This window comes from Streptomyces sp. NPDC050121, assembly GCF_044460385.1.
Classification (GTDB): domain Bacteria; phylum Actinomycetota; class Actinomycetes; order Streptomycetales; family Streptomycetaceae; genus Streptomyces; species Streptomyces soliscabiei.
Genome location: NZ_JBITJV010000069.1, coordinates 1 through 25,523 on the forward strand (window position 1 = coordinate 1; position 25,523 = coordinate 25,523).

Below are 25,523 nucleotides of genomic sequence, written 5' to 3' on the forward strand. Positions count from 1 at the left end.
AGGGGGTGGTGCGAGCCGTTGCGGAAGGCCCGCGCGGCGACCATCGCCAGCGCCCGCTCCGAGATCCCGTGCTCGTACAGGTACCGCTGGGTCTTCAGCGCGAAGAACTGGGTCGTGAGCATCATGCCGGTCTCGGCGTACCAGTCGCCCAGACCGTAGCGCGCCGCGGAGACGTGGAACGCGCCCCGCTCGTGCTTGTCGAACCCGACCGCCAGTCCGAGCGAGGCCTCGCCCGCGCGCAGCGCGCTGGCCACCGCGAGCACGGTGGAGGCGCCGGTCGCGCAGCCGTTCTGCACGTTGACGAAGGGCACGCCGGTCAGGCCCAGCCGGCCCACCAGCGTGTCGGGCTTGCCGGACACGTCGGAGCCGCCGGCCGCGTAGCCGATGTCCTCCCAGCCGACACCGGCGTCGGCCAGCGCCTCGCGTATCGCACGCTCGGCCATGTCCATGCCGGTGACGCTCTCGTCGCGGCCGAAGGGATGCATCCCGCATCCGACCACGTACACGTCGTCGGACCGGCTCATCGCTCCCCGTCCTGTTCCGGGCGGAACGCGAAGGTGACTACCTCGGTTCCGTCCTCGTCCTGGTACGCGGGCACCAGGGTGAGCCGGACCGGCAGACCGATCCGGATCTCCGTGCGGGGCACCGCGAGACGCGCTTCGACCAGCACCTCACCGAGGTCCACATAGCCGACGTGGTAGGGCCGGTGGCCTCCGGACGGCGGGCGGTACGGCGGCTTCGGCGCGAACGCCTGGAGCGTCCACGACCACACCCGCCCGCTCACCGGCAGCACATGCGCGGACATGGCCCCGTGCGAACACTTGGGGCACGAGTCCTGCCGGGGGAAGACCACGGTGGCGCACCCGGAGCAGCGCGCGCCCGCGAGACGCGGTGGATTCCCTCCGTCGAACAACACCTCGTCGATGAGTCTGGTGGTCATGCCGTTCCGCCTTCCACGTCACCAGCCCAGCAGCCCGGCCAGCCGTTCCCGATGGTGTGCGGCGCCGCCCAGCAGGACCGCGTCGGACTGGGCGCGCCGGAAGTACAGGTGTGCGTCGTGCTCCCAGGTGAAGCCCATGCCGCCGTGCAGTTGGACGCACTCGGCGGCGACGGAGACGAACGCCTCGCCGCACCACGCCTGTGCCACCGCTGCCGCCTCGGCAAGCGCCCGGGGCGAGCCGTCCGCCAGGACCGCGCGCACCACGGCCGACCGCGCGGCCTCGACCTGGAGCAGCATGTCGGCGCAGGCGTGCTTGACCGCCTGGAAGCCGCCGATCGCCCTGCCGAACTGAGTACGGGCGCGCACATGGGCCACCGTCATGTCCAACGCGGCCTGCGCTCCGCCCAGTTGCTCGGCGGCCAGAGCCACCAGGGCCACGTCCAGTGCGCGGGAGACGACGTCCGCCCCCTCGCCTCCGGCGGTCAGTGCCCGGGCCCGGGCACCGGAGAAGGCGACCACCGCCTGGCCCCGGCTTAGGTCCAGGGTCGGCACCCGGCGCACCGCGACCCCCGGCTCGCGCGGGTCTACGAGGTAGAGGTCCACGCCGTTGGCGCCCGCCGCGGCCACCACCAGCGTTTCGGCGTCGGCGCCGTCGAGGACGAACGGCGCGGTGCCGTCGAGCAGCGGCACGCTGCCCTGCCAGGAGACGGCCACCGGCACGGCGTCGGACCGCCACGTCCCGTCGGGGGCCGCCACCGCCAGGGCGTGCACCGTGCCCTCGGCCAATTCGGCCAGTGCCCTGTCGGCGGTGCCGCAGCCGGTCAGCACCTGGCCGGCCAGCACGGTGGAGGACAGCAGGGGCACCGGTGCCAGTGTCCTGCCCAACTCCTCGCAGACGGCGGCGATCTCGGCGAGCCCGCCGATGCCGCCGGCGGACTCGGGCAGACCGAGGGCCGCGAGGCCGACCTGCCGGCCGAGGGCGTCCCACAACTCGGCGTCGACGCCGGGGGCCTCCTCGGACAGCCTGCGTACCGCGGCGGTGCCGCCGGCGTCCGCGCACACCGACCGAACGGTCTCGCGCAGGTCCTCCAGCTCGGTGTCCGACAGGGCCGTGCCGTCGGTCACGGTGCTCGTCATCGTGTGCTCCCGCTGTCGTCGCGCCGCTCCCGCAGGGCACTGTGTGCTGCCGCCATCCGGGCCACCGGCACGCGGTGCGCGGAACACGAGACATAGTCGAGACCGAGGTCGTCGCAGAAGGCGATCGACTCGGGGTCCCCGCCGTGCTCACCGCACACGCCCAGCTTGATGCCGGGCCGCACCTCCCGTGCCCGCTCGGCCGCAAGACGGACCAGGACGCCCACCCCGTGCGGGTCGAGCCGCGCGAACGGGCTGGCGGTCAGGAACCCGCGCTCCTGGTAGTTGGCGAGCACCTGGCGCTCGACGTCGTCCCGGGAGAACCCGTAGGTGAGCTGGGTGAGGTCGTTGGTGCCGAAGGAGAAGAACTCGGCGTGCCCAGCGAGTTCGCCGGCCAGCAGCGCGGCCCGCGGAGTCTCGATCATGGTGCCGAGCCGGTACGGGACTTCCACTCCGGTGCGGGCGGCGACCGCGTCGGCGGCACTGCGTACGTACGCGGCCGCGGCGGCCAGTTCCTCCGGCAGGCTGACCAGCGGGATCATCACCTCCAGCTCCGGGCGGACGCCGGTGGCGGCGACCTCGGCCCAGGCGGTGAACAGCGCCTCGGCCTGTGCCGGGTAGAGGCGCTCGTGCAGCAGCGCCAGCCGCACCCCGCGCAGCCCGAGCATCGGGTTCGCCTCGCGCAGCGCGGCGGCCCGCTGCTCCTCGGCGGCGTCCAGGGCCTGCCCGGGGGCGGGCAGGAACTCGTGCAGCGGGGCGTCCAGCAGCCGCACGGTCACCGGGCGGTTCCCGACCGCCGCCAGTAGCGCGCGGAAGTCCTCGTGCTGGGCGTGCTCCAGCGCCAGCAGCGCCTCGTCGCGGGCGGTCGGGTCGGCGGCCAGGAGCACCCGGCGGATCAGCGGCAGCCGCTCGCCGAGGAACTGGTGTTCTGTACGGCACAGGCCGACACCCTCCGCGCCCAGGGCGAGGGCGGTCTCCACCTCGGCGGCCGTGTCGGCGTTGACCCGAACGCCCAGCCGGCGCGCGCCGTCCGCCCACTCCAGCAAGGTGGACAGTTCGGGCGGCGGTCCGGCGACACTGACGCTCAGCGTCCCCGCGTAGACGGCGCCGGTGCGGCCGTCCAGAGAGACGGGGTCGCCCTCGCGCAGCACCCGGTCCCCGATCCGCACCGTCCCGGCGGCCGGGTCCACGCGCAGCCCCTCGGCGCCGCACACCGCGGGCTTGCCGGCGCCCCGTGCCACCACGGCGGCATGCGAGGCGATGCCGCCGCTGCCGGTCAGCACGGCGACGGAGGCCAGCATCCCGGGGACGTCCGCCGGGGTCGTCTCGGCAGCCACGAGCACGACCCGAGCACCGTCCGCGGCCAGTTCGAGGGCACGTTCACTGGACAGCACGACCGCTCCGCTCGCCGCCCCCGGCGATGCGGGCAGCCCCTTCACCAGGAGATCCTCCGCGCCGGTCAACCGAAGCTGGGGGTGCAGCAGTTCCTGGACCTGCGCGGGGGTGATCCGCCGTACGGCCTCCTCACGGCCGAGCGCCCCGTCCCGGGCCAGGTCCGCGGCCAGACACACCGACGCCCGAAGCGGCGGGCGCAGTTGCGCCGAGGCGGCGAGCAGGGAGATCTCGTCGTCGCGTACCTCGAAGTCGACGGACACCGGCGCGTGCAGATGGCGTTCCAGGGTGAGCAGGGAGTGCTCCAGCAGGGCGGTTCCCCCCGCGAGCCGCTCCAGGGGTTCAGCGGTGTGGGGCGGCGGGGCGCTGCGACGCACCCCACGGAAGAAGGAGCCGTGCGGGGAGAGGCGCCCGGTCTCGGGGTGGCGGCTGACCGCCGTGCCGTAGCCCGAGTGGTCCGCAGGGCCGATGCGCAGTGCCTGCACGTGCAGGGCGACGGCGAGATCGGCGGGCAGGCGCTGGGCCCGGCGGGACCTTCTCGCGCGCGGCGAGTCCCATCGGCCGAGAAGGGCGCGGGCGGCCAGTGCGAGCTGCTGCGCCGGGTCGTCGGGGAAGGGCCCGGAACCGTGCTGCGCCACCAGCGCCAGCAGTGCTTCGACCTGTGCCCGCGGCTCGGGTGTGTCGAGGAGGGCGTCGTCGAGCACGGCACCCGGGACGTCGAGGGCGTACTCGGCGATCATCCGCACGGTGGCGGCCCACACCTCGTGCAGTGCCTCCGCGCGACCGATGACGGCGCACAGGTCGCCCGCATTGCCGGGCGTCACGCCGAGACATGCAAGGTCGGGCGGCAGCCCGGCGATCTCGGTCGGCGCGCTCGCCGACAGGCGCAGCAGCAGCGGCCGGGTCGGGTCGCCGATCCGCCGTCCCGAGAGCTGTTCGACCAGATCGACGGCGGATCTCGCGGTGTCGTGTTCGCACAGCGACGCGGAGGCGCCGGCGGGCACGGTGAGGCCCGGCACGACCGGCAGGCCGAGGGCCACCAGCCGGTCCATCGCCGCGCCGTGCGCGCCCAGTTCAGCGGCGTCGAGGCCCCGGATCCGACCCTGCCCGTAGGGCACCAGGCTCCGGCCGGGGGTCTCGGAGGGTGTGCGAGAGGCCTCGGACTGTGCGAGCGGGCCCGCCTCGCGGTCGGTGACGCTCAACCTCGGCTCCTTGTGACCAGCTCTTCTTCGCGGGCCTCGTCCTGGGCCCGGCTGATGCCGAGCACCAGCAGCAGTTCCTGGTGCAGCCGCATCCACACGGTGTGGTACGAGTCGCACAGCGGCGAGGCGAGCCACTCGAGCGCGCCTTCGTCGAAGCGGTCGAGGGCCTCCTCCAGGGCTGTCAGGTACCGCCCGCTGCCCGCGAGCACCCGCTCCAGCCGGCGCAGCACGGGCTGGATGGCCTCGTGCACGTCTTCCAGCGACTCGCGCACCCCGGCGTCGTAGCCGCTGTCGGAGTGGTCGTTGGCGGTGCCGTCCGGGCGGCACTGCCAGGCCGTGCACACGTCGCGGATCTTCCGGTTGACCGGCAGGAACGCCTCGTACGCCGCGGTGATCCGCTCCTCCTGCTCGGAGCCCGCGGCAACCCGCAGGATCCGCGAGGCGGCGGCCTTGGCACGCTCGGTCGGCAGCACCACCGGCCCCTTCACCATCGCCAGCCCCGCGTCGACCAGGGGGCGGTGCTCGGACTCGGGCCGGCCGCGCCACATGCCACGCAGAACGAGGTCGACGACGGCTTCGGTGAGGCTCTCGTCGGGAGCGTCCGGAAGGTCCACGGCAGCAGATTGCATCGCCACACCTTTTCCCCGGTTCAGTGGTGACCGGTTCCTCGGTTCTGTGTTGCCCGGAGGTTACGCTCCGGGCGGGGTGTTAGTGAAGAGGGATTCAAGAAACGCTTTCGGGTTCCCTGGCCCCGGTCCCGCTGTCACCCGCCTTCGAGCGGCCCCGGGCGGCGAGGAACGACACCATGCGGTCCTGTGCCTCCCCGCCGTCCGCCAGGGAGGCGATCAGCCGCGCCTCTTCGGCGAGGTGACGGCGCAGCTCTTCGCCGGCGTCGGCGCGCAGCAGACCCTTCGCGGCGCGCAGCGCGCCACCGGCCCCGGCGGCCAGAGCGGCGGCGGTCCGGTGGGCCGCGTCGTCCAGTTGCCCGTCGTCCACGGAGCGGGAGACCAGGCCCAACCGCTCGGCGTCGTCGCCGGTCAGGACCCGATTGGTGAGGATCAGGTCCGCCGCCAGGCGGGGACCCGCCAGGCGCGGCAGGAACCACGAGGCCCCGCAGTCCGGCGTGAGCCCGATCGCCGTGTACGCCAGCCGGAAGCGCGCGGACCGTGCCGCCAGGACGATGTCACCCACGAGGGCGAGACCGATCCCGCCGCCCGCGGCCGCGCCGCGCACGGCGGTCACGAGGGGCACCGGCAGGTCGTGCAGAGCCTGTACCGCGGCGTGCGCGGCGGTCGCCACGGCGTGCACATAAGCGCCGGTCTCGGCTCCGCGACCGGCGAAGGCGCGCAGGTCACCGCCCACACAGAAGCTGCCGCCCGCCGCCCGCAGCAGGACCGCACCACCTGGGTCCGCCGCCAGCTCGGCGGTCGTGTCCCGCAGCGCCTCCGCGGTTCTGAGGTCCAGGGCGTTGCCCCGCCCGGGATCGTCCAGTCTCACCTCGACGACATCGTCGGGGTGGCGCACGATCCGGACCGGCTCGGCGCTCGCGGGGAGGCTCATGGCTTTCTCCTGTCGTCTTCCCGTCACCGGGTGCCTCCCGGCAAGATACTAAAGACGCTGTACAGTTTCTAGGACGCGACGGGCGCCGATGCCCGTACGCCTGTCGGCGGGAGGTCCCGTGCCCATCCAGTTCGATGTAGATCCGCCTGTAGCCCAACTCGCCGCGTCCACCGCCGAGTTCGTACGTGAGGTGGTGATCCCGGCCGAGCGTGAGTGCGGCGGGTCCGTGCACGACGCTCCCGAGGCCCTGCGGGAAGCCCTGCAGAAAGGTGCGCGTGAGGCGGGTGTCTTCGCTCCTCATGTGCCGAGGCAGTGGGGCGGGCACGGGCTCGACCTGCGCGGACAGGCCGTGGTGTTCGAAGTGGCGGGCTACTCGCTGCTCGGACCACTGGCGCTGAACTGCGCGGCCCCGGACGAGGGCAACATGCACCTGCTGGAGAAGGTGGCCACCGAAGAGCAGAAGCAGAAGTACCTGCGGCCGCTCGCCGCGGGCGAGACACGATCCTGCTTCGCCATGACCGAACCGGCGCCCGGGGCGGGTGCCGATCCCCGCTCCTTGCGGACCACCGCGACCCGGGTCCCCGGTGGCTGGCGCATCGACGGCCGCAAGTGGTTCATCACCGGGGCCGACGGGGCCGGCTTCGCCATCGTCATGGCCCGCACCTCCGGCAGTCCCGGCGACCCGGGCGGCGCCACCATGTTCCTGGTCGACGCCGACACCCCCGGCATGCGCATCGTCCGGACCATCGAGACGCTGGACGAGTCGCTCTTCGCGGGGCACAGCGAGATCGTCTTCGAGGGGTGCGTGGTGGGGGAGGAGCAGGTGCTCGGCGCGGTGGACCGCGGTTTCGACGGCGCCCAGGTCCGGCTCGGTCCCGCCCGGCTGACCCACTGCATGCGCTGGCTGGGAGCCGCGCGCCGCGCCCAGGACGTCGCACTGGAGCGGGCGGGCAGCCGGACGGCGTTCGGCTCGGTGCTGGGTGACCTCGGCATGGTCCAGCAGATGCTGGCCGACTCCGAGATCGACATCGAGGCGAGCCGCGCGCTGATCCTGCGTACCGCCTGGGAGCTGGACACCGGCTCCGCCGCCGCCTCGCAACTGACCTCGGTGTCCAAGACCTTCGTGGCGGAGGCGGTGAACCGGGTGGTGGACCGGGCGGTGCAGATCTGCGGAGCGCTCGGCATCTCGGCAGCCGACGCCCCGCTGGCCCGTCTGCTCAGGGAGGTGCGGCCGTTCCGGATCTACGACGGCCCTTCGGAGACGCACCGATTCGCCATTGCGCGCCGCGCGGTGCGGCCCTACCGACAGCCGCGAACCGGTGCCGTCGACGGCTCATGACGGCGTCGCCGTGGGAAGCGTTTCGGGCCGTGTCGCCCGGGATCCACGGGTCAGGCGATGGCCCGCCGCGCAGCCCGGACGTATACCGCGTCGTTCTGTGCGCCGGACGGGCCGTCGACTGCTCGCGACTGCGTCGACTGTGAAGCCGTGAGTCGGCGCGGTTCGGTGCCGGTGCTGGTCCGGTGCTGGTCCGGTGCTGACCTTCAGGCTGCCCGGGAGGCAATCCGCAGGTCCTGGCTCCGATCGGATGAGTCGTCGTACCACTCGATGGTGGTGCCGGTGAGGCTGGCGGCGACGATGCGCTTGAGGCTGGCGGGGGATGGAGGAGCGGATGATGATGCTGCGGAGGCCATGTGCGCCACTTCCTCGTGTGCGATGGGGACGGGTAAGCTCCCCTGTCCCTCCGGCAGCTGAGGCGCCTGTTGGGTGCCAAAAGTCCCGCACATGCGTTGAGCTGGGCGTTCGCCAGACTGTCGTGATCTTCGTCAGGCTGTGTCGCAGTACTCGTGGATGAGTCCGCTGAGGACGTCGTGGCGCTGGATGTGTTGGGCGGGGAAGGGGATGACGTCCAAGATCAGCATCCGGTCGGTGCACTCGGCCCGCACGCTGCGGATGAACCTCTCGACGTGGGCGTTCATCCGCGGTGTCTGTGGCGCGCTCTTCAGGATCTCGACGATCGACCGGCTGTGAGTTCGGGTCTGACTCAAGCATCGAGGAAGGCTGAGATCTGACATCGGACCGCATCCGGAGGTCGGGTCCGGCGCACGCACTTCGCCGCCTCCACTGGACTTCCGAATATGTTCCGAATGCTATGGATCCATGACCATCGCAGCAGGCCTCCCCGTGGCGACTCGGCGCTCCTCGGACCTGAGCAAGCACTCCGCCGAGGTCTTCGCCGAGGCCGAGGACCACCCCGCGACGGTGACCCGGCGCGACGGCGAGGCTCTGGTCCTGATGTCGCAGCGCGAGGCCGAGGGTCGTGCCCGCTTGCTGAACTTTGCCGCGCAGCTCATCACCGTCACCCTCGACGACCGTGGCTCGCTCGCCGAGCGGATGTCCAAGGCCTTCCCTTGGATGCTCGCGCTGTCGCCGGCCGACCGGGAGTCCTGCGCGCAGGACCTCGTCGATGCGGCGCGCGCGTCGTTTTCCACCGACCAGCCGCACCTCGCGATCGCAGAGCTGACCTCCTGGAAGGAGACGGCCACCGCCGTCGCGGCCGGGCTCAGCAGCGGCAGCGCTGGTCTGGAGTGGCTCGACGACGATGAGACCGTGGAGCGTCCGTAGCCGTGGCGGCCGCCAGGAAGGGCGAGCTGGTTCCTCACCCTCCGAAGAAGATCGAGTACGAGATCCGCTTCGCCACAGCCGACGCGCAGAAGGGATGGCGCGACCTCGTCGCGACGATCCGCAATCCCATGACGGAGACCTGGGACTTCCTCACGCGGACGCCACTGTCCACGACGCCGACGAGCTATCGGCTCAAGGGTGAGCTCGGCGTCATCGAGCGTGGCGGTGCGACCCATGAGCGGTGGCAGCACAAACCGACTGCGAAGGGCACCGCGCGCATCTGGTTCTACGTCCACGAGCGCACGGTTTTCCTGGAGCAGGTGCACACGAGCCACCCGAACGAGACGAAGTAGGCGGGCTTCGCAGCGTCGCACCACATCGTCGGTGAGCGCGCATCCGATGGGGATGATCGCCGTGTGGCTGCCGCGACCGGGGACTTTGGCTTCACTCGAGGGCGGCGCGGCCTTGGGAAAGGGCGACTCGATCTCCCCGATCACTCCGCGGAGGGGAAGTCTCTGCCCGAAGCCGAGGGCGATCACCAGCATCGCCGGTGCCATCCCGGTCCAGTGGTCCGTCTCGGTCGCGTTCAGGGAGGACCAGACCAGCGGGCTCGCTGGGGCTTGGTCAGGGCGGTGACCTGCTGGAACGTTCCGGTGGGGCCGGTGAAGGTGCCCAGGTGGAGGCGGACCTACTCGCGAAGCTGGAGATCCCCGTCCCCAAGCAGGTCGTCACGCTCCAGCCCGCACCCCGCTGACCAGCATGAACGCCACCGCCTAGAGAAACGCCCTCCAGGCGGTCCCACCCATGTCCGCCCAGGTCAAAGGCCGGATTCGCCCCTCCAGGCCGCCGAATTATGTCGAACGCAGGCCTCAGAGAGGGGAGGATTCAAGGCAACCCGACGATGAGCAAGCAGCATGGCCAAAACCGAGGCCACCGGTCAGATGAGTGCGTTGCGGATGGCGTAGGACACCACTTGTACGCGGTTGCGCAGCCCGAGGCGGATCTGGATGGCGGAGAGGATGTTCTTGATGGTGCGCTCGGAGTAGCTCAGCTCGGTGGCGATCTCCGACAGGGTGAATCCTTCCGAGAGCAGCCGCAGCACGGTGATCTCCCGGCTGCTGAGCCCGGAGGCGGTCAGGCCCCTGGGGCCCAGGACCTCGCGTTGGATGCGGTCCATCTGATCCAGCAGCCTGCCCTGGACGACCGGCGGCAGATACGCCCGCCCTGCCACCACGTCACACACCGCCCGCACCAGCGCTGCCGCATCCAACTCGGCACGCCACAGCACCGCCCGTATCCCATGCTCAACGACGGCTGCCGGGTCAGCGTGCCAGCCGCCACTCACCACCAGCACAAAGCGACTCCCAGCCAGTGCGGGTAAACCGCGAAGCAGTTCCAGCGCCGAGGAATCGACCGCCTTGACCGCGACCACCACGGTCTCGGCCTCCCCCATGGCCGTCAGGGTGATCTGGGGCCTCTCCTCCAAGCACGTCATCAGACCGATCTTGGTCAGCGGATCTGCGGCGTACACGGCTACACGGACTGTTTTCAATGCCTTCCGCCCAAGGACAGGGCGCTGTACGCGTTCAGCGCGGGCTGTCCGCCGAGGTGGGCGTAGAGCACGGTCGTCGTGTTCGATCTCGCCGCGTGTGACGAGGTCGATCATCCCGGCCATCGACTTCCCCTCGTAGACGGGGTCGGTGACCATGCCCTCCGTGCGTCGACGCCGGCCGGGTTGTCGTCGGACTTGAGCAGGAAGGGCTCGAGGGACGCCGGGAAGGCGGCCTTCGCCACCCGGCCCGAACCGTAGGTGCCCAGGTAGCGGCCCACCTCACCGGGGCCCATCGAGAAGCCGACGAGGACGGCGTCCGTCAGGTCCAGCGTGGTCAGCACCTTGTCCAGGTCGGCGGCGAAGGTGTCGTAGTCGTAGCCCTTGGTCGGCTGCGAGGAGCGGCCGAAGCCGCGCCGGTCGTAGGTGATGACCGGCTGGCCGGCCTCCAGCAGGGCGGGCACCGGCCGCTCCCAGGAGTGGCCGTCGAGCGGATAGCCGTGGATGAGCACGTCGGGCTGTCCGGTGCCGTGGTCCTCGTAGTAGAGCTCGATGGGCGCGCTGTTCTCTTCGCCGACGGTGATGTACGACATGTCGGCTCCCCCTCCATGGACGGGACTTCGGGTACGGGGTCCAGCCCACCACGAGTGAGGGGACCTCGCCAGGCAGAAAGCCAGGCAGAAGTAGACCGCGCTTGCTGTAATGGTCGTGATGACCAGTCAGGCTTCCGACACGTCCCCAGGCGGCACTCCCTTCGGGGTGATGCTGCGATCCCTGCGCCGGGCCGCCCGGATGACCCTGGAAGAGCTGTCCGGGGCGTCCGGAGTCAGTGTCCGCGCGCTCGGCGACATGGAGCGCGGACGCAGCCGCGGACCGCAGCGCCGTACTGTCGACGCGCTCGCGGCCGCGCTCGCGCTGGACGGCGAGCAGCGCGAGCGCCTCCAGCGCCTGGCCGACGCCGGCCGGGAACGCGGCGGCCCGAGCCCGTCGCCGTATCTCCTGCGCACCGTCTCCGACTTCACCGGCCGGGAGCAGGAGCTGGCGGATCTGGAGGCGCTCGTCAACGGTGCCGGCACCCGGGCCGTGGTGCTCTTCGGGCCGGGCGGGCAGGGCAAGACGACGCTCGCCGCGGAGGCCGCCAGGCGGCTGGCCGGGCACTTCCCGGACGGCTGTGTCAGCGTGCGGCTGCACGGCATGAGCGACGCGCCGCTGCCCGCCGCCGAGGCGTTGGTCCTGTTGCTGACGGCCCTCGGCCATCCCTCCGAGCGGATCCCGGTGGACCCGGTCGCGCGGGAAGCCGTCTACCGGGCCACCCTGGGCGCCCGGCGGGCCCTGATCGTCCTCGACGACGCGGCCGACGAGGAACGCACCAGGCCGCTGCTGCCGGACGCCGAGGGCAGTTTCGTGCTGGTCACCAGCAGACGGCCGCTGGCCGGTCTGGAAGGCGTACGGCGGATCAGGCTCGGCGGGCTCAGCGGCCACGAGTCGGCGGCGCTGCTGGAGCGGATCCTCGGGGCCGCGCGCACCGGCGGCCAGTCCCAGGCGATCGCCCGGCTGACCGGGCTGTGCGGGCATCTGCCGCTGGCCCTGCGGATCGTCGGCAACCGCCTCTCCAGCCGGCCGGGCTGGCCGCCGTCCCGTCTGGCCGACCAACTCGGCGACGAGGAAAGGCGGTTGAACGGCCTGATCGCAGGCGACCTCGCCGTGCGCAGCGCCCTCGCCCTCTCCTACGGCCAGCTCACCGGCCCCCACCGGCTGCTGTTGCGCCGGCTCGCCCTGCTGCCCGGCCGCGACACCGGCCCGGACCTGGCCGCCCTCCTGACCGGCGACGACGACCCGCTCGCGGTCGAGGACTCCCTCGACCTGCTGGTCGACCGCGGTCTGCTGGAAGAACCGACACCCGGCCGCTACGACCTGCACGACCTGGTACGGCTCTTCGCCCGCGAGCAACTGCACGCCGAGGAGGCGGAGTCGGCGGTCGCGGAAGTCCGGCTCCGCATGGCCGACTGGCTCCTGCGCTCGGCCTCCGCGGCGGGCCGCTGGTTCGAGGCGCCCGGCGCGCCGGAGCCGTGGCCGGGCGAGCCCGCCCCCTTCACCCCCGCGTCCGCCGAGGAGGCGGAGGAGTGGCTGAGAGCCGAACGCGCCCACTGGGTTGGGGCGTTGCCCCTCATGTCCGCGGCGGACCGGCACGCGGAGATCCTGCACACGGCCCGCACCCTGTACTGGTTCTCCGACCGCTGGGAGAAGTGGCCCGAGTGGCGGACCCTGTTCACGTACGGCGTCCGGTCCGCGGCCGCCCTCGGCGACCGCGCGGCCGAGGCGCACCAGCTGAACTGCCTGGCATGGGCGCACCGGGTGGGCGCCCACGAGTACGCGCGCTGTGAGGAACTCGCCCGGCAGGCCCTGCGTTTGGCGGAGGAGACCGGCGAGACGGCACTCCAAGCCTGGGCATGGGGCTACATCACCAGTGCCTGCATGAATCTGGGCCGCCCCGCGGAGGCGGCCGAGTCGGCAGGAAAGGCAGTGGAGCTCTTCGAGGCCATCAGCGACACCACCGGCGCGGCGATCTCGCGGCGGATGCTCGCCAGCGCACTGCGCGAGGCCGGCCGCCCCAAGGAGGCGCTGGCCATCCACCGCTCCTTGCTCGGCGGCTCCGCCGGCGACGTACCAGGCCTCAACGCCCTCTCCCAGGCCCTCATCCAGACCGAGATGGCCTACGACCTGTCGGCCCTGCACCGCTGGCCCGAGGCGGTCCAGGCCTTCCGGGCCGTCACTCCCCCGCCCACCTACAAGGACAGCGACCGCTTCCGCGCCAGGATCCACTCCGGCCTGGCCGCGGCCCTGGAACACATCGGCGAACTCGCCGAGGCCCACGAGCACTACATCCGGGCGCACCGCCTGTTCACCGAGGTAGGCGACAGAGAATCCGCCGCCGGGACGGCAACTTCGATCGACCGGACCCGCTCAGCGGGGAAGGCCGGGCAGCAGGTCGCTCCCGGCAACGTGAGCGGTCGGCTGGGGGCGGGGTCGTAGCCGGGGTCGGCTGAGATCCGCCAGCCCGGCGGCCGGGCAGGCCGAGCAGCGGGTCGCTCCCGGCGGCGCAAGCCGTCAGACGCGGCCGTGGGCGGCGCGGGGGTCGGGGTCGCCTGGTGGTTCGCGTCGACGATGCCGCGCACGGTCTCACCGGGGTTCACCGGCGGATCCTCCGGTAGAAAAAGGGGGAAGTCCTGCTGCCAGCCTTCCGAGTCGTCCCGCCACATCTCCCAGACACCCCGGATGGTGTCGCCGTCCTCGCCGACCTGCGCGGTGTACCGCTGCCGGAAGTCCAGGGGCGAGAAGTCCGGCGTGTCGCGCAGCAGCGTGCGGGCGGCGAGCCGCATCGCCTCCAGGGTGGACTCGTCGGGATGCCGTACGTGCCCGCGTGGTACCGATCGTCCAGTTCGACGTCCGCCTCGGTCAACTCCCGCTTGACGCCGATGAGCCCTCCCGTGCGGTGGGCGATCCGGGTGACCTGAGCCCGTGTCTCGGCGGGCTTGGCCGAGGCGACGCCCTCGCACAGGGCTGCGACACACTCGTGTCGATCGGCGGGAGTTGCAGTCCTCCCGTTTGGCCCACGGGGCGGCACCGCCGAGGTGCGCGGTGAGCCGCTCCAGGGGATGCACGGGTGAGGGCCCGAAGAGGTGATCACATCCGGCAGGACAACTACTCTTCAGGAGTCCCATATGCTCCGTGAGCGGGGATTCCGAGTCGTTCCAGGGCGTGGACGACTTGCCAGGTGAGTTTCTTGTTGAAGATGCAAACCACTGCTTCGGCGTCGAATTCATTGAAGGCCTGGCGAGCCAGGTGCACCATGTCGGGTTTGCCGTCGGCGTGTGTGTCCCAGACGATTGCGTTCGGTTGTACCGAGAGAATCTCGTCGACGAGTGCGTCGCCATACGTTTCACTCGGACTGCGCGTGGCCACACGAGGTCTGCGGTGACTTCCCGGGCCAGCAGGTGGGGCAGGATCGGGCCGATGCCACTGCCCGTGGCTACCTACACAACTCTGGAGAAGAGAACCGGCTGTAGCGCTCGCAGGGCAATGTTGCCCTTAGGGGACTTCGGCTTGCCCGTTCGCACCCTCTATGTGCTGGAGCAGGTCAGTCGCCTGGCGAGCATGGAAAGCTCCCGTCGTAGCGAAGCCCCCATGCGCGGGGCTGGAAGTCAGGGCCTGTTCCCCTCATGGGAATCCGGGTGTCTCCCGGGTGCCCGCAGCGCAATTGGTCCCGTCAACCGCCCTGTCAGGAGCCCTTGATGCAGCGTGACCACGCAACAGTTCTTCCTTTGCCACGGCTGGCTGTGGGCCACGTCTCTCTCGATCCTTCCCACCTCGAACTAGCGGCCGGACCTGTCGAGTTGTCCGTCAGTTCGGACGTGTACGAGCGGGTGGCCACCTGCAATGAATTCGTGCTGTCCTGTCTGCGGAGCGGACGGCCGGTGTACGGGGCGACCACGGGATTCGGACCCCTGGTCATCTTCGACGGCCGAAACGAGGCGAGTGACCAGTGCGACAACGTCCTCTCCCACCTGTCGGCCGGTCAGGGACCGGACATCCCGACAGCTGTGGTGAGAGCCGCCATGATGGTTCGCCTGTGGTCGCTGTGCCAGGGCCACTCGGGGGTGTCGCAAGCTGTGGTGAGTTCGCTGACTGCAGCCCTGCGCACGACCCTCACACCGGCGGTGCCCAGGCTCGGCTCACTCGGTGCCAGCGGTGATCTCGTTCCGTTGTCGTATGTCGCGCAGGCGTTGCGTGGGCGAGGCCACGCCTACGTCGACGGCGAGCGCATGCCCGCCGAGATCGCACTGCGGCGTGCGGGTCTCAGTCCGCTCGTCCTCTCCGGCCGTGATGCGTTGGCCCTGGTCAACGGCACCTCGCTGACGGCGGCCGCAGCAGGCTTGGCCGTTGCCTCGCTCAACCGTTCCCTGCGTGGCAGTGTCATGCTCAGCGCGCTGCTCACCGACCTTCTCGGCAGTGTTCCCTCCTTCCTCGCTCCGCCCTTGCTGGATGCGTTCGGCCACTCCGGCGCCGTGAAGGTCGCCGGCGCCCTGCGCTCGCGTCTGAAGGGCACGGTCCCGGTCGACTCCCGGGCTCTGCAGGAGCCTTACAGCATCCGCTGCACACCGCAGCTCGTGGGCGCCGCAGCGTCCGCCGTGCGCTACGCGGAGGGTGTCGTCCGCGACGATCTGAACGGGGTCAGCGACAACCCGCTGTTCTTCCCGGAGCAGGACCTGGTGGCTCACGGCGGCAACTTCTTCGGCCAGCCGGTGGCCTTCGCTTCTGACCTGCTGTCACTGACCGCCGTACAACTGGGCAATCTCGCCGAACGGCAACTCGACCTGCTGATCGACCCGCACCGCAACGGTGGCCTGCCGCCCATGCTTGCCGTCACGCCGGGCCGGGATCACGCGGTGCAGGGCGTTCAGTTGGCCGCGACCGCCATCGTGGCCGACATGCGTCGCAGCGCCACCCCTGCCTCCATTCAGAGCCTTCCCACCAACTGGCACAACCAGGACGTCATACCCTTCGGCACGCAGGCCGCCCTGGCCGCACTGGACCAGGCCCACTCGTTGCGGCTGCTGCACGGCTCACTCGCCGTCGCCCTGCGACAGGCGGCCCACGTCGGGGTGCGCCTGCCCACCGCGCCCGCCTGCATCGACCTGCTCGACTCGCTCATGGCCGAGATCCCGCCGATCGAGCCCGACCGCCCGCTGGACGCGGAGGTGCGTCGCGCCGCCGACGTCCTCGACGCGGCTGCCGCGAAGGCTGAGATCCTGTGACCGGCTCTACCACGACAGTTCCGTGCTACCACGTCCCTGTAACCGCCATGAGCGGATTGGTCGAGCCCCTGCTGATGCCCGAGCCGGGTCAGCCGGCCCACCTCTGCGCATCTGCCTGCGGACAGCCGGTCGAGGAAGATGTACGGCGGTTTCGACTGGCAGCCGCAGGCGTGTCCTACTCGTTCCGGGCGCCCGCTGATGCTGACCATCTGATCCGCTACCGCTGGATCGTCGGTCATCAGGCCGCCTTCGTCGTCTGGCGTCTGCTTGCCCACCAGCTGAAAAGGGTCGTGTCCCGCCCGGGACCCGCAAAGGACGCGGTCGCCGCGGCCGCACGGCTCTACGACGTGTACTCACTTCTGTTCCTCTACACCGCGTCTTGTTCGGCTCAGCGGTACGCGGCCACGGTGCGTGCCGACATGGCAGCTAACCACCCGGCGTTCAGCGGTGAGTGGGCCCCGGACCACCATCTGATCCCTGCGCTCACACGCCAGGCTCGCGCCATCCGCCCCCAAGAACTCGTCAGCGCCCTGGATCTGGCTGCGCGGTTCAATCAGCGCGTGCACTGGGCTATTGCGGAGAAACTCGTTCCTGACGGCGTATCCCTGTTGCAGGAGACCGGCCGCGGTCCCGGCAAGGCACCCGGTCCCGAGGAAGCCGAGATCTACGACGCCTTCTTCGGCGTACAGCGTTATCCGGTGTGCGAACGGGCTCTTTCCGCACAGGCCGCCCGCCGGGCGGCCCAGGTCATGTGCGACATCGCTCAACGCGGCCTGCACGGGCCAGACGCCTGCAGGCCGCGTTTCGAGGCCGCCCACGCCGCCCAGGCCGAGCGGTTGGAAAGCCAAACCACGGAGCTGTTGCTCGATTTCATCATGTTGTCACAGAGACACCAGGAGCGGGGAACACGATGAGCATCGCCGATCTCCACCAGGACCACGACGACGTCAAGACCGTGTCCATGACGCCGCCGCTGTACCGGTACCTGCTCGGGCGGGCCACGCCGCCGAACCCGGTGCAGCAGGAGCTGATCGCCCGAACCCGGGCTCTGGGCGGCCCCTTTGAGATGCAGGTACCCCACGAGCAAGCAGTCTTCCTCACCCTGCTGACCCGTCTCATCGGCGCCCGGCGGATCGTGGAGGTGGGCACCTTCACCGGGTACTCCACCCTCGCGTTCGCTCTCGGACTGCCCTCGGACGGCCGTGTGATCACGTGCGACCGCTCCGATGAGTGGACATCCATCGCCGTAGAGGCATGGCGGGCGGCGGGAGTGTCCGACCGGATCGATCTGAGGTTGGGAGCAGCCGCCGAGACCTTGCGGGCTCTGCCACTGGAGGAGGAAATCGACCTGGTCTTCCTCGACGCCGACAAGCCTGGCTACCTGGATTACTGGGAGCAACTGGTGCCCAGGGTCAGGCCCGGCGGCGTGCTGCTCGCGGACAACGTGCTCTACGGCGGCGAGGCCGCGGATCCTGCGGCCACCGGCAACGCCGAGGCCATCCGCGCTTTCAACGACCACGTCCTGAAGGACACACGCGTGGAGTCCGTCATGCTGCCCATCGCCGACGGCCTCACTGTCGCCCGCAAGATCGACGGTCTGGGATGACGCCACCGCTGCGAGGCCGCACGGTTCTGCTCACCGGCGGCGGCAGGGGTCTGGGCAGGTACTTCGCCGATGTTCTCGCCGACGCGGGCGCCCGTCTGGTCCTCACGGGCCGAGACCCGGAAAGCTTGGAGAAGGCGGCATTTGAGCTGTCGACCCGCGGCGCGCAGGTACTCGCCCTGCCCGGCGACGTGACCGTCCCGGAGACGATGCCGCGGGTGGTGAAACGGGCGGCGGGCCATTTCGGCACCGTCGATGTCCTCGTCAACAACGCCGGTGCAGCCGGGCCGATAGGACCGACCTGGGAAGTGGACGAAGACGACTGGCTGCACACGATGCGGGTCAACTTCGAAGGCTCCTGGCGCGCCTGCCGCGCCGTGCTGCCATTGATGCGGGCCCAGCGCAGTGGACGCGTCATCAACATCGTCAGCGCCGCGGGCCGGGACCGCTGGCCGCACTGCTCCGCCTACTCCGTGTCCAAAGCGGCTTCCATCAAGCTCATCGAAAACCTCGGACCGGAACTGCGCAGTCACGGAGTGGCTGTCTTCAGTTTTCACCCCGGTCTCCTCGACATCGGACTGACCGGAGACCATCTCCGGCGCCCGCACTCCGGCGATCCCCAGGAGGACCGGGTCAAGGACTGGCTGCACAAGCAGCACGACGCCGGCGCGTTCAGCCGGAACGAGGACGCCGGGCGTATGCTGCTGCGTCTTGCGGACGGGACGGCCGACGCCCTCTCAGGTGGCTACGTCACCGTGGAAACCGCACTGCCCGCTCGTCGGGAACGGACCTGACGGAGGTAATCCATGCGCAATGAAGGACTGGGATCACGGCCCTCCCGCCGGGCCCGCAAGACCCCGCACCGAACCGCACTGATCCACCATGGCAGGTCCACCAGCTATGCGGACTTGTACGACCGCACCACCAGGCTCGCTCACGTGCTGTGCGCCATGGGCGTCCGACGCGGCGACCGGGTCGCCTACCTGGGCCCCAATCACCCCTCGTACCTGGAGACGCTCTTCGCCGCTGGGACGCTGGGTGCGGTGTTTCGTGCCGCTCAACATCCGGCTTGCGCCCCCTGAGGTCGCGTATCAGCTCGCCGATTCCGGGGACCGCGGCGGGCGTGGAGCTCCTCGAGACGCCCCATTACACCCACAACTTCGCCTACGCGCACCCGAACTTCTCGTTCACCGACGTCGAGGTCGGTGAGACGGCATACGCTTCCAGCGGGCCGGGGGCGGGCTGCCACGGCAGCCGCTTCGTCATCTCCGGCTCCGCGGGCTGTAGTTGACGCCTTCACTACACGGCCTACTCCCGCACAGACCCGCCGTCAACAAACCACCGATAGGAGCTCCCCCACCCGCACCGGGGTCAGGAGTCCCATATTGTTCCGTGAGCGGGGATTCCGAGTCGTTCCAGGCCGTGGACGACTTGCCAGGTGAGTTTCTTGTTGGAGATGCAAACCACTGCTTCGGCGTTGAATTCATTGAAGGCCTGGCGAGCCACACGGTGACGCATGCCATACGCACCAGTCTGATCTGATGCCAGCTCAGGCTGCTTCGCCGCGGCGGACATCCCGGCATTCTCGGCATGCCGGGTGCGGATCGTTCCACTGGGTCTCTTCGGGTCTCGTCGGCGCGGTCGGCCTCCCCGGGACGGGGAGTGGATCACCGAGGCGGCCGACCGCGCAACGGCCGCCCCAGAGCTCGGGGACCCGGGCGGCCGAACGAACAACACGCTGACTACGACTTCGGGGCCGAGCAGAGGGATCCGGTGCCTGTCCGAACCTTCCATCGTGGCTCGTGTACGAGATCACCAGAGGTGTAGGGACGGGTTCTCAGGCATACGAGGGTGTCTCGAACCACTGCAAGGCATTGAACGCACTGCCCGGCAGGTGAGCGGAGCACGTGTGCGGTCGAGCCGCCCCGTGTTCGTTCAGCAGTCGGCTGACCGTGTCGAGGCGGGCGGCAAGAGCTCGCTCTCCGCCGCTGATACGGGATCGGGCAGGCGGCTGCGCGCGCTCGACCAGGGCGTGCAGCGTGGGGGCCTCGTCCTTCGGCTGATTCCGGTGTCGCCACAGTCCGGTGGTGAGGTCGAAGGCGTAGTCCGGCAGCAGGGTCCACCCGAAGGCGGCCACAAGCTGGACGGCCTGCACGAGATAGCCGAACTCGGCCTCCGAGATGGCGTAGTGGAAGCTCAGGCGTGCCCACCCCGGCTTGAGGCCCTCTTCTCCTGCGAGGATCGCCTTCTCGAACTGCCGGGAACGGTCCATGCCAATGCCCAGAAGCCGGTGGCCATACGGTCCGGCGCAGGAGCAGCCGCCGCGGGCCTGGATGCCGAACAGGTCATTGAGGAGCGCCACGACGAAGTTGTGGTGGAGGTAGTGGCCACAAGGGGCTTTCACCGTAAAGGAGACGATGGGCAAGCGCTCGGCTCGCGGGTTGCCGAGGACCTCGAGTGCGGGGACGGCGGCCCATGCGGACAGCGCGCGGCGCAGGAAGTCCTGCTCGCGGCGGTGTATCGTCTCCGTTCCGACCAGGGTCTTGAGGTGCACAGCCAGGCCGGCCCGGATCGACTCGACGATGGCAGGGGTACCACCCTCGTTGCGATGCACCGGATCGGTGAGGTACTGGTGGTCCTGCGGGCTGGCGTAGCAGACCGTACCGCCACCCGGCAGCGCCGGTATGCGGGTGGTGCACAGGTCGCGGCGTACGGCCAGGACACCGGGGCTGCCCGGTCCTCCGACGAACTTGTGGGGGGAGAAGTAGACGGCGTCCTTGGCGGCCTGAGGGTCTCCCGGCACTGACATACGGATGTCCGTGTAGGGAGCCGCGGCCGCGAAGTCGAAGAACGCCAGAGCGCCGTGTTGGTGCAGCAGCCGCGACACGGCGTCGGTGTCGGTGAGGATCCCGGTGACGTTGCTCGCCGCCGAGAACGCCCCGATGCGCAGCGGGCGGTCAGCGTACGCCTTCAAGTGGCGCTCCAGACAGGCGAGGTCGATGTGCCCGTCCTCGTCCTCCGGCACGGCGACCACTTCGGCGATGGTCTCGCGCCACGGCAACTCGTTCGAGTGGTGCTCGTACGGGCCGACGAATATCACGGGGCGCTGGTCGCAGGGGATGTGGCGGGCGAGGCGGTAGGACTGATCGAGGGAATCGGGCAATCGCAGGCCGAGTAGGGTAATCAGCCGGTCCACCGCCGAGGTGGCCCCCGAGCCGCAGAACAGGATGCAGACACTGTCGTCGGCGCCGATCGCCTCTGCGACCAGGCGTCTGGCCTCCTCGCGCCGAGCCGTGGTGACCCGGCCGGTCAGCGTCGCCTCCGTGTGTGTATTGGCGTAGAACGGAACCACCTCATCGCGGATGGCGTCCTCGACGAACGTGAGCGCTCGCCCGCTCGCGGTCCAGTCGGCATAGACCAGAGGACAGGGCCCGTACGGCCCCGCCACCTCCGTCGTCCTTCCCGCCATCGCCGCGCGCATGCGCCGTATCAGCTCGGATTCGGCGGCCTCGGGAGCCGGCGGGGGGATCGGCACCAGCCCGGGACAGTGATCACCCGGGACGTCTCGGAATTTGAGCGACAGTGTACGCATAGCCGGATTCCTCAGCTCTCTCGTGCAGCGAGCTCACGCTGACTCCTGACACCGGGCGGGCAGGTGCCTCGGGGGGGTGCCGTCGGCCGCCACCGACACGGGAAGGATGCGCCCGAGCGGCACAACTGCTCACCAGCGAGCTCCACCAGCCTCAGTACCGGTGAAGCTAAGGCACCCCACAGGCCCCTCTGAGCACTCGGCAGCGGGAAAGGGCGGGACGGGAAGGTGATCGTCCCGTTCGGGCATGCCGTCAGCCATCCGGTCTCCGAGTGCACGGACCGATCTCGCGCTTGGCGTCATGGCCTGAAACGTGAAGCGCCCGACTCCGTCCGGGGCCTGCTGCTGGACCGGGAGCTGAACCCTGGGGTCCAGGATCGCCATTCCCGCTGGGCCACTGGGTCAGGCGCGGGCTTGCGATACAGGGCGGATGCGCGAAAGGGCAACTCCTCAGGGACCGATGGCTCAGAACTTCCTCAACTGGAACCGCTCTCAGGCGAGTTGAGCTCTAACCTCATGCCAATCTCCCAGCGACTCATCAAACCCAGGAGCAGTCCTATGGCAGGCGGCGGACAGCAGTCGAGTGCACAGTCGACCCGGAACGGCATCCAGGCTCTGGAATCCGCTCGCAACGGCGTCACGCGGTGCCGTCAGGACGTGGATGCCACACGTGGCAACCTCTCCGCGGCGTACCGGGGCAGTGACGGAGGGCAGTTCGGTGAGCTGCTGCGGCTGTGGGACGAGCAGTGCGGCGTGATCCAGAAGAACCTCCAGGACATGGTCGACGCGCTCGATCTGAGTATGAAGCAGCACCAGCAGACCCAGACCTCCGCGGGAGAGGCCATCGCCCACGCCTCCCACGCCTCGGACTCGGTCTTCCAGCAGCTGAACGGCTGATCCGCGCGCCGCCCCCTCCCCGCACCGACGACCGAGACGAGACTTCTGATGAGTGACAACCTCACCGACGGACACATCTACGTCGCCTACTCCCACGTGCAGAACGCGGCGGACGACATGGTCAGCCAGACCAGGGCGATCGCCACCACCCTGGCCAACCTGGAAGCGGAACTCAACGAGCTGAAGAACACCTGGTACGGCGCCGACGCCGACGTCTACCGGCAGAAGCAGGCCACGTGGGACCAGGCCGTGCGGAACATGGAGCAGCTGCTCACCTCGCACGCCGGCCTGCTGACGGACATCTCCGCCAACTACAAGTACAGCGAGAACTCCCTGTCCCAGATGTGGTCCGAGGTCACCATCGGCCGCTGAGCCACCCCGGCCGGCGCGAGCGATCCCCCGCGTTCGCGCCACCACCCGCCGCCTGGCCCCCGTTCCGGGCGGCGGGCGAGTACTCAGGAGACTGACAGTGACCGATCTCGATCTGACGCACCTCAACGCCAAGGAACTGAACAGGTTCATCGAAGAGGTGGCCGAGTTCAGCAATGCGCTGAAGGCGATCCGCGAGGACAAGCCCTCCGTGCCCGCGCTCAGGAGTCTGGTGGAGGGAGTCTCCACTGGCGACACGCTGAACCAGAACAGGGTCCTCGCCATCGGCACCATGGCCGGCGACGAGCTGACGCATGGCAAGACCCTGGTCGAGGGGCTGACCAAGGCCGCCAAGTCCGTCGACGACGTCTTCGCGGCACAGCAGACCCTGTTCAAGGACATCGAGCGCGACCTGCAGACGACCATCGACACGCTGCTGAGGAACCAGAGCGACAGTCTGACCGCCATCGAGGGCGAGAAACTGCTCGACGCCTTCTCGAACATCGACAACGACCTGGCCGACCGTCCGACCTCCCGATCCTGAGCCGTCCCCCTCCTCCTCCCGGGAGTTCCCCGCTGTGGCTGACAACACCTCCGAAGACGACTACTGGTCCACGGCCGTCTCCAGCTTCACCGGGTACAAAATGCCCGAACGGGGCAAGCTGTTCGAGAAGCTCAAGAGCGGCGAGGGTGTCCCCCTTTTCCGGCACGGCATCCAGTCCCTTGACATGAGGGCCGTGCAGCAGGGCGACCTCGGCCTGCAGCAGGGCGTCCAAGGCCGAAACCAGCGCAAGGGCGAGGACTACGACATAGTCTTCTACTCCTCCTCGGGCGGTGACGGCAGTCACAACGGCATGAAGATGCATCGGGTCCGGATCGTGATGATCGGCGTCATCCCCGACGCGAATGGCCGGGCCACGTTCTTCTCCGAGGACGACCCCCTGGGCGACGGGTGGGGTGACAACAACACCTTCACCGGCATCGAAAAAATCCAGTGGGACGCGTCCGACATGGCCCGGTACATCTTCGGAGGCAGGAGAGCGCTGGGGGCGCTCACCGATTCGTACAGCACCAAGGACTTCAGCTACGCCGGACAGTCCGTGCCGGACAGCAGCGCCGTCGATCTGCTGTCGTTCACCCGTACGGCGCAGTCGTTCGACAGGGCGAAAGCATTCCTCGCACAACAGGCGGAGACGCTGGGGCAGTGGGAGAAGGCCCTGGGCTCGGAGCAGTCCGCCTGGCGTGGAAAGGCCGCCGGGGTCTTCCGCGGGCTGGTCAAACAACTGCACAAGAACTACGACGGTTACGCCGACCAGCTCGGGGGCAAGGGCTACCAGGGCGCACACCTCACGGTCGACGGCTACCTGCCCACGTCCAAACCTGGTCACGCGGTCACGGTCGCGCAGCGCAATCTGCTCGCCCAGGCGAAGACGTTGGAGTACGCGTGGCAGGACTGGGCCGACTCCGGTCGGCATGACCCGCACCGCGTGGTCAACGGCCTGCTGGACGACCTGGTCACGTGGCTGATCGCCAACAACCTCCCCCATGTGCTGAAGCACGACGGCGGGAGCGGCCCGATGGGCTCGCAGCTAGCCTCGACCTATTCCAGTACTGCCGCCTTCCGCCAGGTCCATCCCGTCTACGGGGACCTGACGAATGACTCGGCATGGAAGAGACTGGGCGAGAGGGCCGTCAGGATATGGCGGGAGACTCAGGATGCCTACCTCGAGAAGCCGGCCCGCAACGCCCTGTCGCGTCTCGGCAATCAATGGCTGCAGACCTCGAAGGACGTCGCCGTCGCGCTGCGGACCAGGGACACCACCCCTCTGACCGAGGCATACAGGAAGGAGGAGGCTCGGCTCGCGAAGGAGAAGGCCGAGAAGGAGGGCGACTCCCTCAGCAAGACCCTCAACAGCCTTGGCGGCTTCGGCAAACAGATGAACAAGGCCATGGAGGACTTCGGCAACAACATGGGCAAGGGGCTGGGGGGCTTCGGTAACCAGCTGAACAAGGGCCTGAACGACTTCGGCCAGGGCATGAACAAGAACCTGAACGACTTCGGCGAAGGCATGAACAAGGGCCTGAACGGGGCCACCAAGGGCATCGGTGACAACGTCAGCAGCCTGAACAAGGGTCTGAACGACTTCGGCCAGGGCCTGAACAAGGGCCTGAACGGGGCCACCAAGGGCATCGGCGACACCGTCAGCAGCCTGAACCAGGGGGGTATCGGCGGCTACCTGGGCGGAATCCTCGGCGGCAACGGGAACCCCACGCACAGCTCCGATCCGTCGGCCAAGAACACCGCCGGCGGCATCAGGAATCCCGACGGCAGCACCACCGTGCTGAACCCGGACGGCTCACTGACCACCAAATACCCGGACGGGTCGGTCCACACCGTCAACCCCGACGGGACCATCCCCATGCCGCAGCCATTTCCGTCACCGGGCACAGTCACCACGCCCAGCGGCTCCACCACGAAGCTGAACGCGGACGGCACACTGACGACGACCTACCCGGACGGCACGAAGGAGACCGTCGATCCGTCCAAGCACACGGTCTCCACCACCACACCCGACGGCAAGACACACACCGACTCCCTGCGCCCCGGCCATCAGTTCACCAACCCCGACGGCAGCACCACCGCCCTCAACCCCGACGGCTCGCTGACCACCAAATACCCGGACGGGTCGGTCCAGACCATCAACCCCGACGGGAGCGTCACCACCACGCAACCGCATCCGTCATCGGGCACGGTCACCACGCCCAGCGGCTCCACCACGAAGCTGAACGCGGACGGCACACTGACGACGACCTACCCGGACGGCACGAAGGAGACCGTCGATCCGTCC

At 69.7% G+C, this 25,523-nt stretch carries 21 protein-coding genes and 5 pseudogenes; 14 read left to right on the forward strand and 12 right to left on the reverse strand.

Features of this window, described 5'->3' with window-relative positions:
* The 6 genes and pseudogenes from ACIBTS_RS47145 to ACIBTS_RS47170 form a co-directional block, all read right to left on the reverse strand.
* A pseudogene (locus ACIBTS_RS47145) lies at positions 1 to 524 on the reverse strand (thiolase family protein); the annotation flags it as partial.
* A complete protein-coding gene (locus ACIBTS_RS47150) occupies positions 521 to 940 on the reverse strand; it encodes a Zn-ribbon domain-containing OB-fold protein (protein ID WP_399327824.1) in 420 nt (139 codons plus the stop codon). The gene ACIBTS_RS47150 and the pseudogene ACIBTS_RS47145, both read right to left, overlap by 4 nt.
* 18 nt (positions 941 to 958) lie before the next feature.
* Positions 959 to 2,077 (reverse strand): acyl-CoA dehydrogenase family protein, encoded by a 1,119-nt coding sequence (locus ACIBTS_RS47155; protein ID WP_399327826.1) that lies wholly within the window; start codon positions 2,075 to 2,077, stop codon positions 959 to 961.
* Positions 2,074 to 4,668, reverse strand: coding sequence for a putative PEP-binding protein (locus ACIBTS_RS47160; protein ID WP_399327828.1), 2,595 nt, complete (start codon positions 4,666 to 4,668; stop codon positions 2,074 to 2,076). Before ACIBTS_RS47160 ends, ACIBTS_RS47155 begins: the two co-directional genes overlap by 4 nt.
* Positions 4,665 to 5,297, reverse strand: coding sequence for a hypothetical protein (locus tag ACIBTS_RS47165; protein ID WP_399327830.1), 633 nt, complete (start codon positions 5,295 to 5,297; stop codon positions 4,665 to 4,667). The genes ACIBTS_RS47160 and ACIBTS_RS47165 overlap by 4 nt, the downstream gene beginning before the upstream one ends.
* Positions 5,298 to 5,391: 94 nt before the next feature.
* A complete protein-coding gene (locus ACIBTS_RS47170) occupies positions 5,392 to 6,228 on the reverse strand; it encodes an enoyl-CoA hydratase/isomerase family protein (protein ID WP_399327832.1) in 837 nt (278 codons plus the stop codon).
* A gap of 118 nt (positions 6,229 to 6,346) precedes the next feature.
* Here ACIBTS_RS47170 and ACIBTS_RS47175 point away from each other — a divergent pair, with 118 nt between their 5' ends.
* The gene (locus ACIBTS_RS47175) at positions 6,347 to 7,567 is read left to right on the forward strand and encodes an acyl-CoA dehydrogenase family protein (protein ID WP_399327834.1); all 1,221 of its coding nucleotides are present in this window, start codon (positions 6,347 to 6,349) and stop codon (positions 7,565 to 7,567) included.
* Positions 7,568 to 8,052: 485 nt separating this feature from the next.
* On the opposite strand, the gene ACIBTS_RS47180 is transcribed toward ACIBTS_RS47175, so the two are convergent.
* Complete coding sequence (locus ACIBTS_RS47180) at positions 8,053 to 8,274, reverse strand: hypothetical protein (protein WP_399327836.1); 222 nt, start codon at positions 8,272 to 8,274, stop codon at positions 8,053 to 8,055.
* Between the two features lie 112 nt (positions 8,275 to 8,386).
* Here ACIBTS_RS47180 and ACIBTS_RS47185 point away from each other — a divergent pair, with 112 nt between their 5' ends.
* Positions 8,387 to 8,851: a prevent-host-death protein gene (locus ACIBTS_RS47185; protein WP_399327838.1), complete on the forward strand. Its 465-nt coding sequence runs from the start codon at positions 8,387 to 8,389 to the stop codon at positions 8,849 to 8,851.
* Between the two features lie 2 nt (positions 8,852 to 8,853).
* Entirely contained in the window at positions 8,854 to 9,204 is a 351-nt protein-coding gene (locus ACIBTS_RS47190) for a hypothetical protein (RefSeq protein ID WP_399327840.1), read from the forward strand.
* A 584-nt stretch (positions 9,205 to 9,788) separates the two neighbouring features.
* Here ACIBTS_RS47190 and ACIBTS_RS47195 read toward each other — a convergent pair.
* Both ACIBTS_RS47195 and ACIBTS_RS47200 read right to left on the reverse strand, forming a co-directional pair.
* The gene (locus ACIBTS_RS47195; RefSeq protein WP_399327842.1) at positions 9,789 to 10,346 is read right to left on the reverse strand and encodes a LuxR C-terminal-related transcriptional regulator; all 558 of its coding nucleotides are present in this window, start codon (positions 10,344 to 10,346) and stop codon (positions 9,789 to 9,791) included.
* A 224-nt stretch (positions 10,347 to 10,570) separates the two neighbouring features.
* Positions 10,571 to 10,993 (reverse strand): annotated as a pseudogene (locus ACIBTS_RS47200) (alpha/beta fold hydrolase); the annotation flags it as partial.
* 118 nt (positions 10,994 to 11,111) lie between these two features.
* Between ACIBTS_RS47200 and ACIBTS_RS47205 the strand changes: the two are divergent.
* Positions 11,112 to 13,433 carry a helix-turn-helix domain-containing protein gene (locus tag ACIBTS_RS47205; protein WP_399327844.1) on the forward strand — a complete coding sequence of 774 codons (2,322 nt, stop codon included), beginning with the start codon at positions 11,112 to 11,114 and terminating at the stop codon, positions 13,431 to 13,433.
* A 326-nt stretch (positions 13,434 to 13,759) separates the two neighbouring features.
* Here the strand turns inward: ACIBTS_RS47205 and ACIBTS_RS47210 are convergent.
* Together ACIBTS_RS47210 and ACIBTS_RS47215 are read right to left on the reverse strand one after the other, a co-directional pair.
* Positions 13,760 to 13,944 (reverse strand): annotated as a pseudogene (locus tag ACIBTS_RS47210) (aminocyclopropane-1-carboxylate deaminase/D-cysteine desulfhydrase family protein); the annotation flags it as partial.
* Between the two features lie 165 nt (positions 13,945 to 14,109).
* Positions 14,110 to 14,455: pseudogene (locus ACIBTS_RS47215) on the reverse strand (hypothetical protein); the annotation flags it as partial.
* A gap of 237 nt (positions 14,456 to 14,692) precedes the next feature.
* Between ACIBTS_RS47215 and ACIBTS_RS47220 the strand changes: the two are divergent.
* The 6 genes and pseudogenes from ACIBTS_RS47220 (at position 14,693) to ACIBTS_RS47245 (ending at position 19,110) form a co-directional block, all read left to right on the forward strand.
* Complete coding sequence (locus tag ACIBTS_RS47220; protein WP_399327846.1) at positions 14,693 to 16,216, forward strand: aromatic amino acid ammonia-lyase; 1,524 nt, start codon at positions 14,693 to 14,695, stop codon at positions 16,214 to 16,216.
* 47 nt (positions 16,217 to 16,263) lie between these two features.
* On the forward strand, positions 16,264 to 17,130 hold the full coding sequence (locus tag ACIBTS_RS47225) for a hypothetical protein (RefSeq protein WP_399327847.1): 867 nt from the start codon (positions 16,264 to 16,266) through the stop codon (positions 17,128 to 17,130).
* Complete coding sequence (locus tag ACIBTS_RS47230; protein WP_399327849.1) at positions 17,127 to 17,822, forward strand: O-methyltransferase; 696 nt, start codon at positions 17,127 to 17,129, stop codon at positions 17,820 to 17,822. Before ACIBTS_RS47225 ends, ACIBTS_RS47230 begins: the two co-directional genes overlap by 4 nt.
* Positions 17,819 to 18,613 (forward strand): SDR family NAD(P)-dependent oxidoreductase, encoded by a 795-nt coding sequence (locus ACIBTS_RS47235; protein WP_399327851.1) that lies wholly within the window; start codon positions 17,819 to 17,821, stop codon positions 18,611 to 18,613. Before ACIBTS_RS47230 ends, ACIBTS_RS47235 begins: the two co-directional genes overlap by 4 nt.
* Positions 18,614 to 18,625: 12 nt before the next feature.
* Positions 18,626 to 18,968: pseudogene (locus ACIBTS_RS47240) on the forward strand (AMP-binding protein); the annotation flags it as partial.
* Positions 18,943 to 19,110 (forward strand): hypothetical protein, encoded by a 168-nt coding sequence (locus ACIBTS_RS47245; RefSeq protein WP_399327867.1) that lies wholly within the window; start codon positions 18,943 to 18,945, stop codon positions 19,108 to 19,110. The pseudogene ACIBTS_RS47240 and the gene ACIBTS_RS47245, both read left to right, overlap by 26 nt.
* A gap of 546 nt (positions 19,111 to 19,656) precedes the next feature.
* On the opposite strand, the gene ACIBTS_RS47250 is transcribed toward ACIBTS_RS47245, so the two are convergent.
* Complete coding sequence (locus ACIBTS_RS47250) at positions 19,657 to 21,354, reverse strand: aminotransferase class V-fold PLP-dependent enzyme (RefSeq protein ID WP_399327853.1); 1,698 nt, start codon at positions 21,352 to 21,354, stop codon at positions 19,657 to 19,659.
* 711 nt (positions 21,355 to 22,065) lie between these two features.
* On the opposite strand from ACIBTS_RS47250, the gene ACIBTS_RS47255 reads away from it, so the two are divergent.
* The 4 genes from ACIBTS_RS47255 to ACIBTS_RS47270 all read left to right on the forward strand — a co-directional run.
* On the forward strand, positions 22,066 to 22,305 hold the full coding sequence (locus ACIBTS_RS47255) for a hypothetical protein (RefSeq protein WP_399327855.1): 240 nt from the start codon (positions 22,066 to 22,068) through the stop codon (positions 22,303 to 22,305).
* A gap of 48 nt (positions 22,306 to 22,353) precedes the next feature.
* On the forward strand, positions 22,354 to 22,677 hold the full coding sequence (locus tag ACIBTS_RS47260) for a WXG100 family type VII secretion target (protein ID WP_399327857.1): 324 nt from the start codon (positions 22,354 to 22,356) through the stop codon (positions 22,675 to 22,677).
* Positions 22,678 to 22,774: 97 nt separating this feature from the next.
* Positions 22,775 to 23,218, forward strand: a complete 444-nt coding sequence (locus ACIBTS_RS47265; protein ID WP_399327859.1) for a type VII secretion system-associated protein — start codon at positions 22,775 to 22,777, stop codon at positions 23,216 to 23,218.
* 34 nt (positions 23,219 to 23,252) lie between these two features.
* Positions 23,253 to 25,523 (forward strand): AAWKG family protein (locus ACIBTS_RS47270; protein ID WP_399327861.1); only part of this gene is annotated, 2,271 nt, incomplete at its 3' end.

Bases quoted from the DNA above. Each gene is read 5' to 3' on its own strand.
- ACIBTS_RS47150 (WP_399327824.1), bottom strand. From the start codon at position 940: ATGACCACCAGACTCATCGACGAGGTGTTGTTCGACGGAGGGAATCCA.
- ACIBTS_RS47155 (WP_399327826.1), bottom strand. From the start codon at position 2,077: ATGACGAGCACCGTGACCGACGGCACGGCCCTGTCGGACACCGAGCTG.
- ACIBTS_RS47165 (WP_399327830.1), bottom strand. From the start codon at position 5,297: ATGCAATCTGCTGCCGTGGACCTTCCGGACGCTCCCGACGAGAGCCTC.
- ACIBTS_RS47170 (WP_399327832.1), bottom strand. From the start codon at position 6,228: ATGAGCCTCCCCGCGAGCGCCGAGCCGGTCCGGATCGTGCGCCACCCC.
- ACIBTS_RS47185 (WP_399327838.1), top strand. From the start codon at position 8,387: ATGACCATCGCAGCAGGCCTCCCCGTGGCGACTCGGCGCTCCTCGGAC.
- ACIBTS_RS47195 (WP_399327842.1), bottom strand. From the start codon at position 10,346: ATGACGTGCTTGGAGGAGAGGCCCCAGATCACCCTGACGGCCATGGGG.
- ACIBTS_RS47205 (WP_399327844.1), top strand. From the start codon at position 11,112: ATGACCAGTCAGGCTTCCGACACGTCCCCAGGCGGCACTCCCTTCGGG.
- ACIBTS_RS47220 (WP_399327846.1), top strand. From the start codon at position 14,693: ATGCAGCGTGACCACGCAACAGTTCTTCCTTTGCCACGGCTGGCTGTG.
- ACIBTS_RS47225 (WP_399327847.1), top strand. From the start codon at position 16,264: ATGAGCGGATTGGTCGAGCCCCTGCTGATGCCCGAGCCGGGTCAGCCG.
- ACIBTS_RS47230 (WP_399327849.1), top strand. From the start codon at position 17,127: ATGAGCATCGCCGATCTCCACCAGGACCACGACGACGTCAAGACCGTG.
- ACIBTS_RS47235 (WP_399327851.1), top strand. From the start codon at position 17,819: ATGACGCCACCGCTGCGAGGCCGCACGGTTCTGCTCACCGGCGGCGGC.
- ACIBTS_RS47260 (WP_399327857.1), top strand. From the start codon at position 22,354: ATGAGTGACAACCTCACCGACGGACACATCTACGTCGCCTACTCCCAC.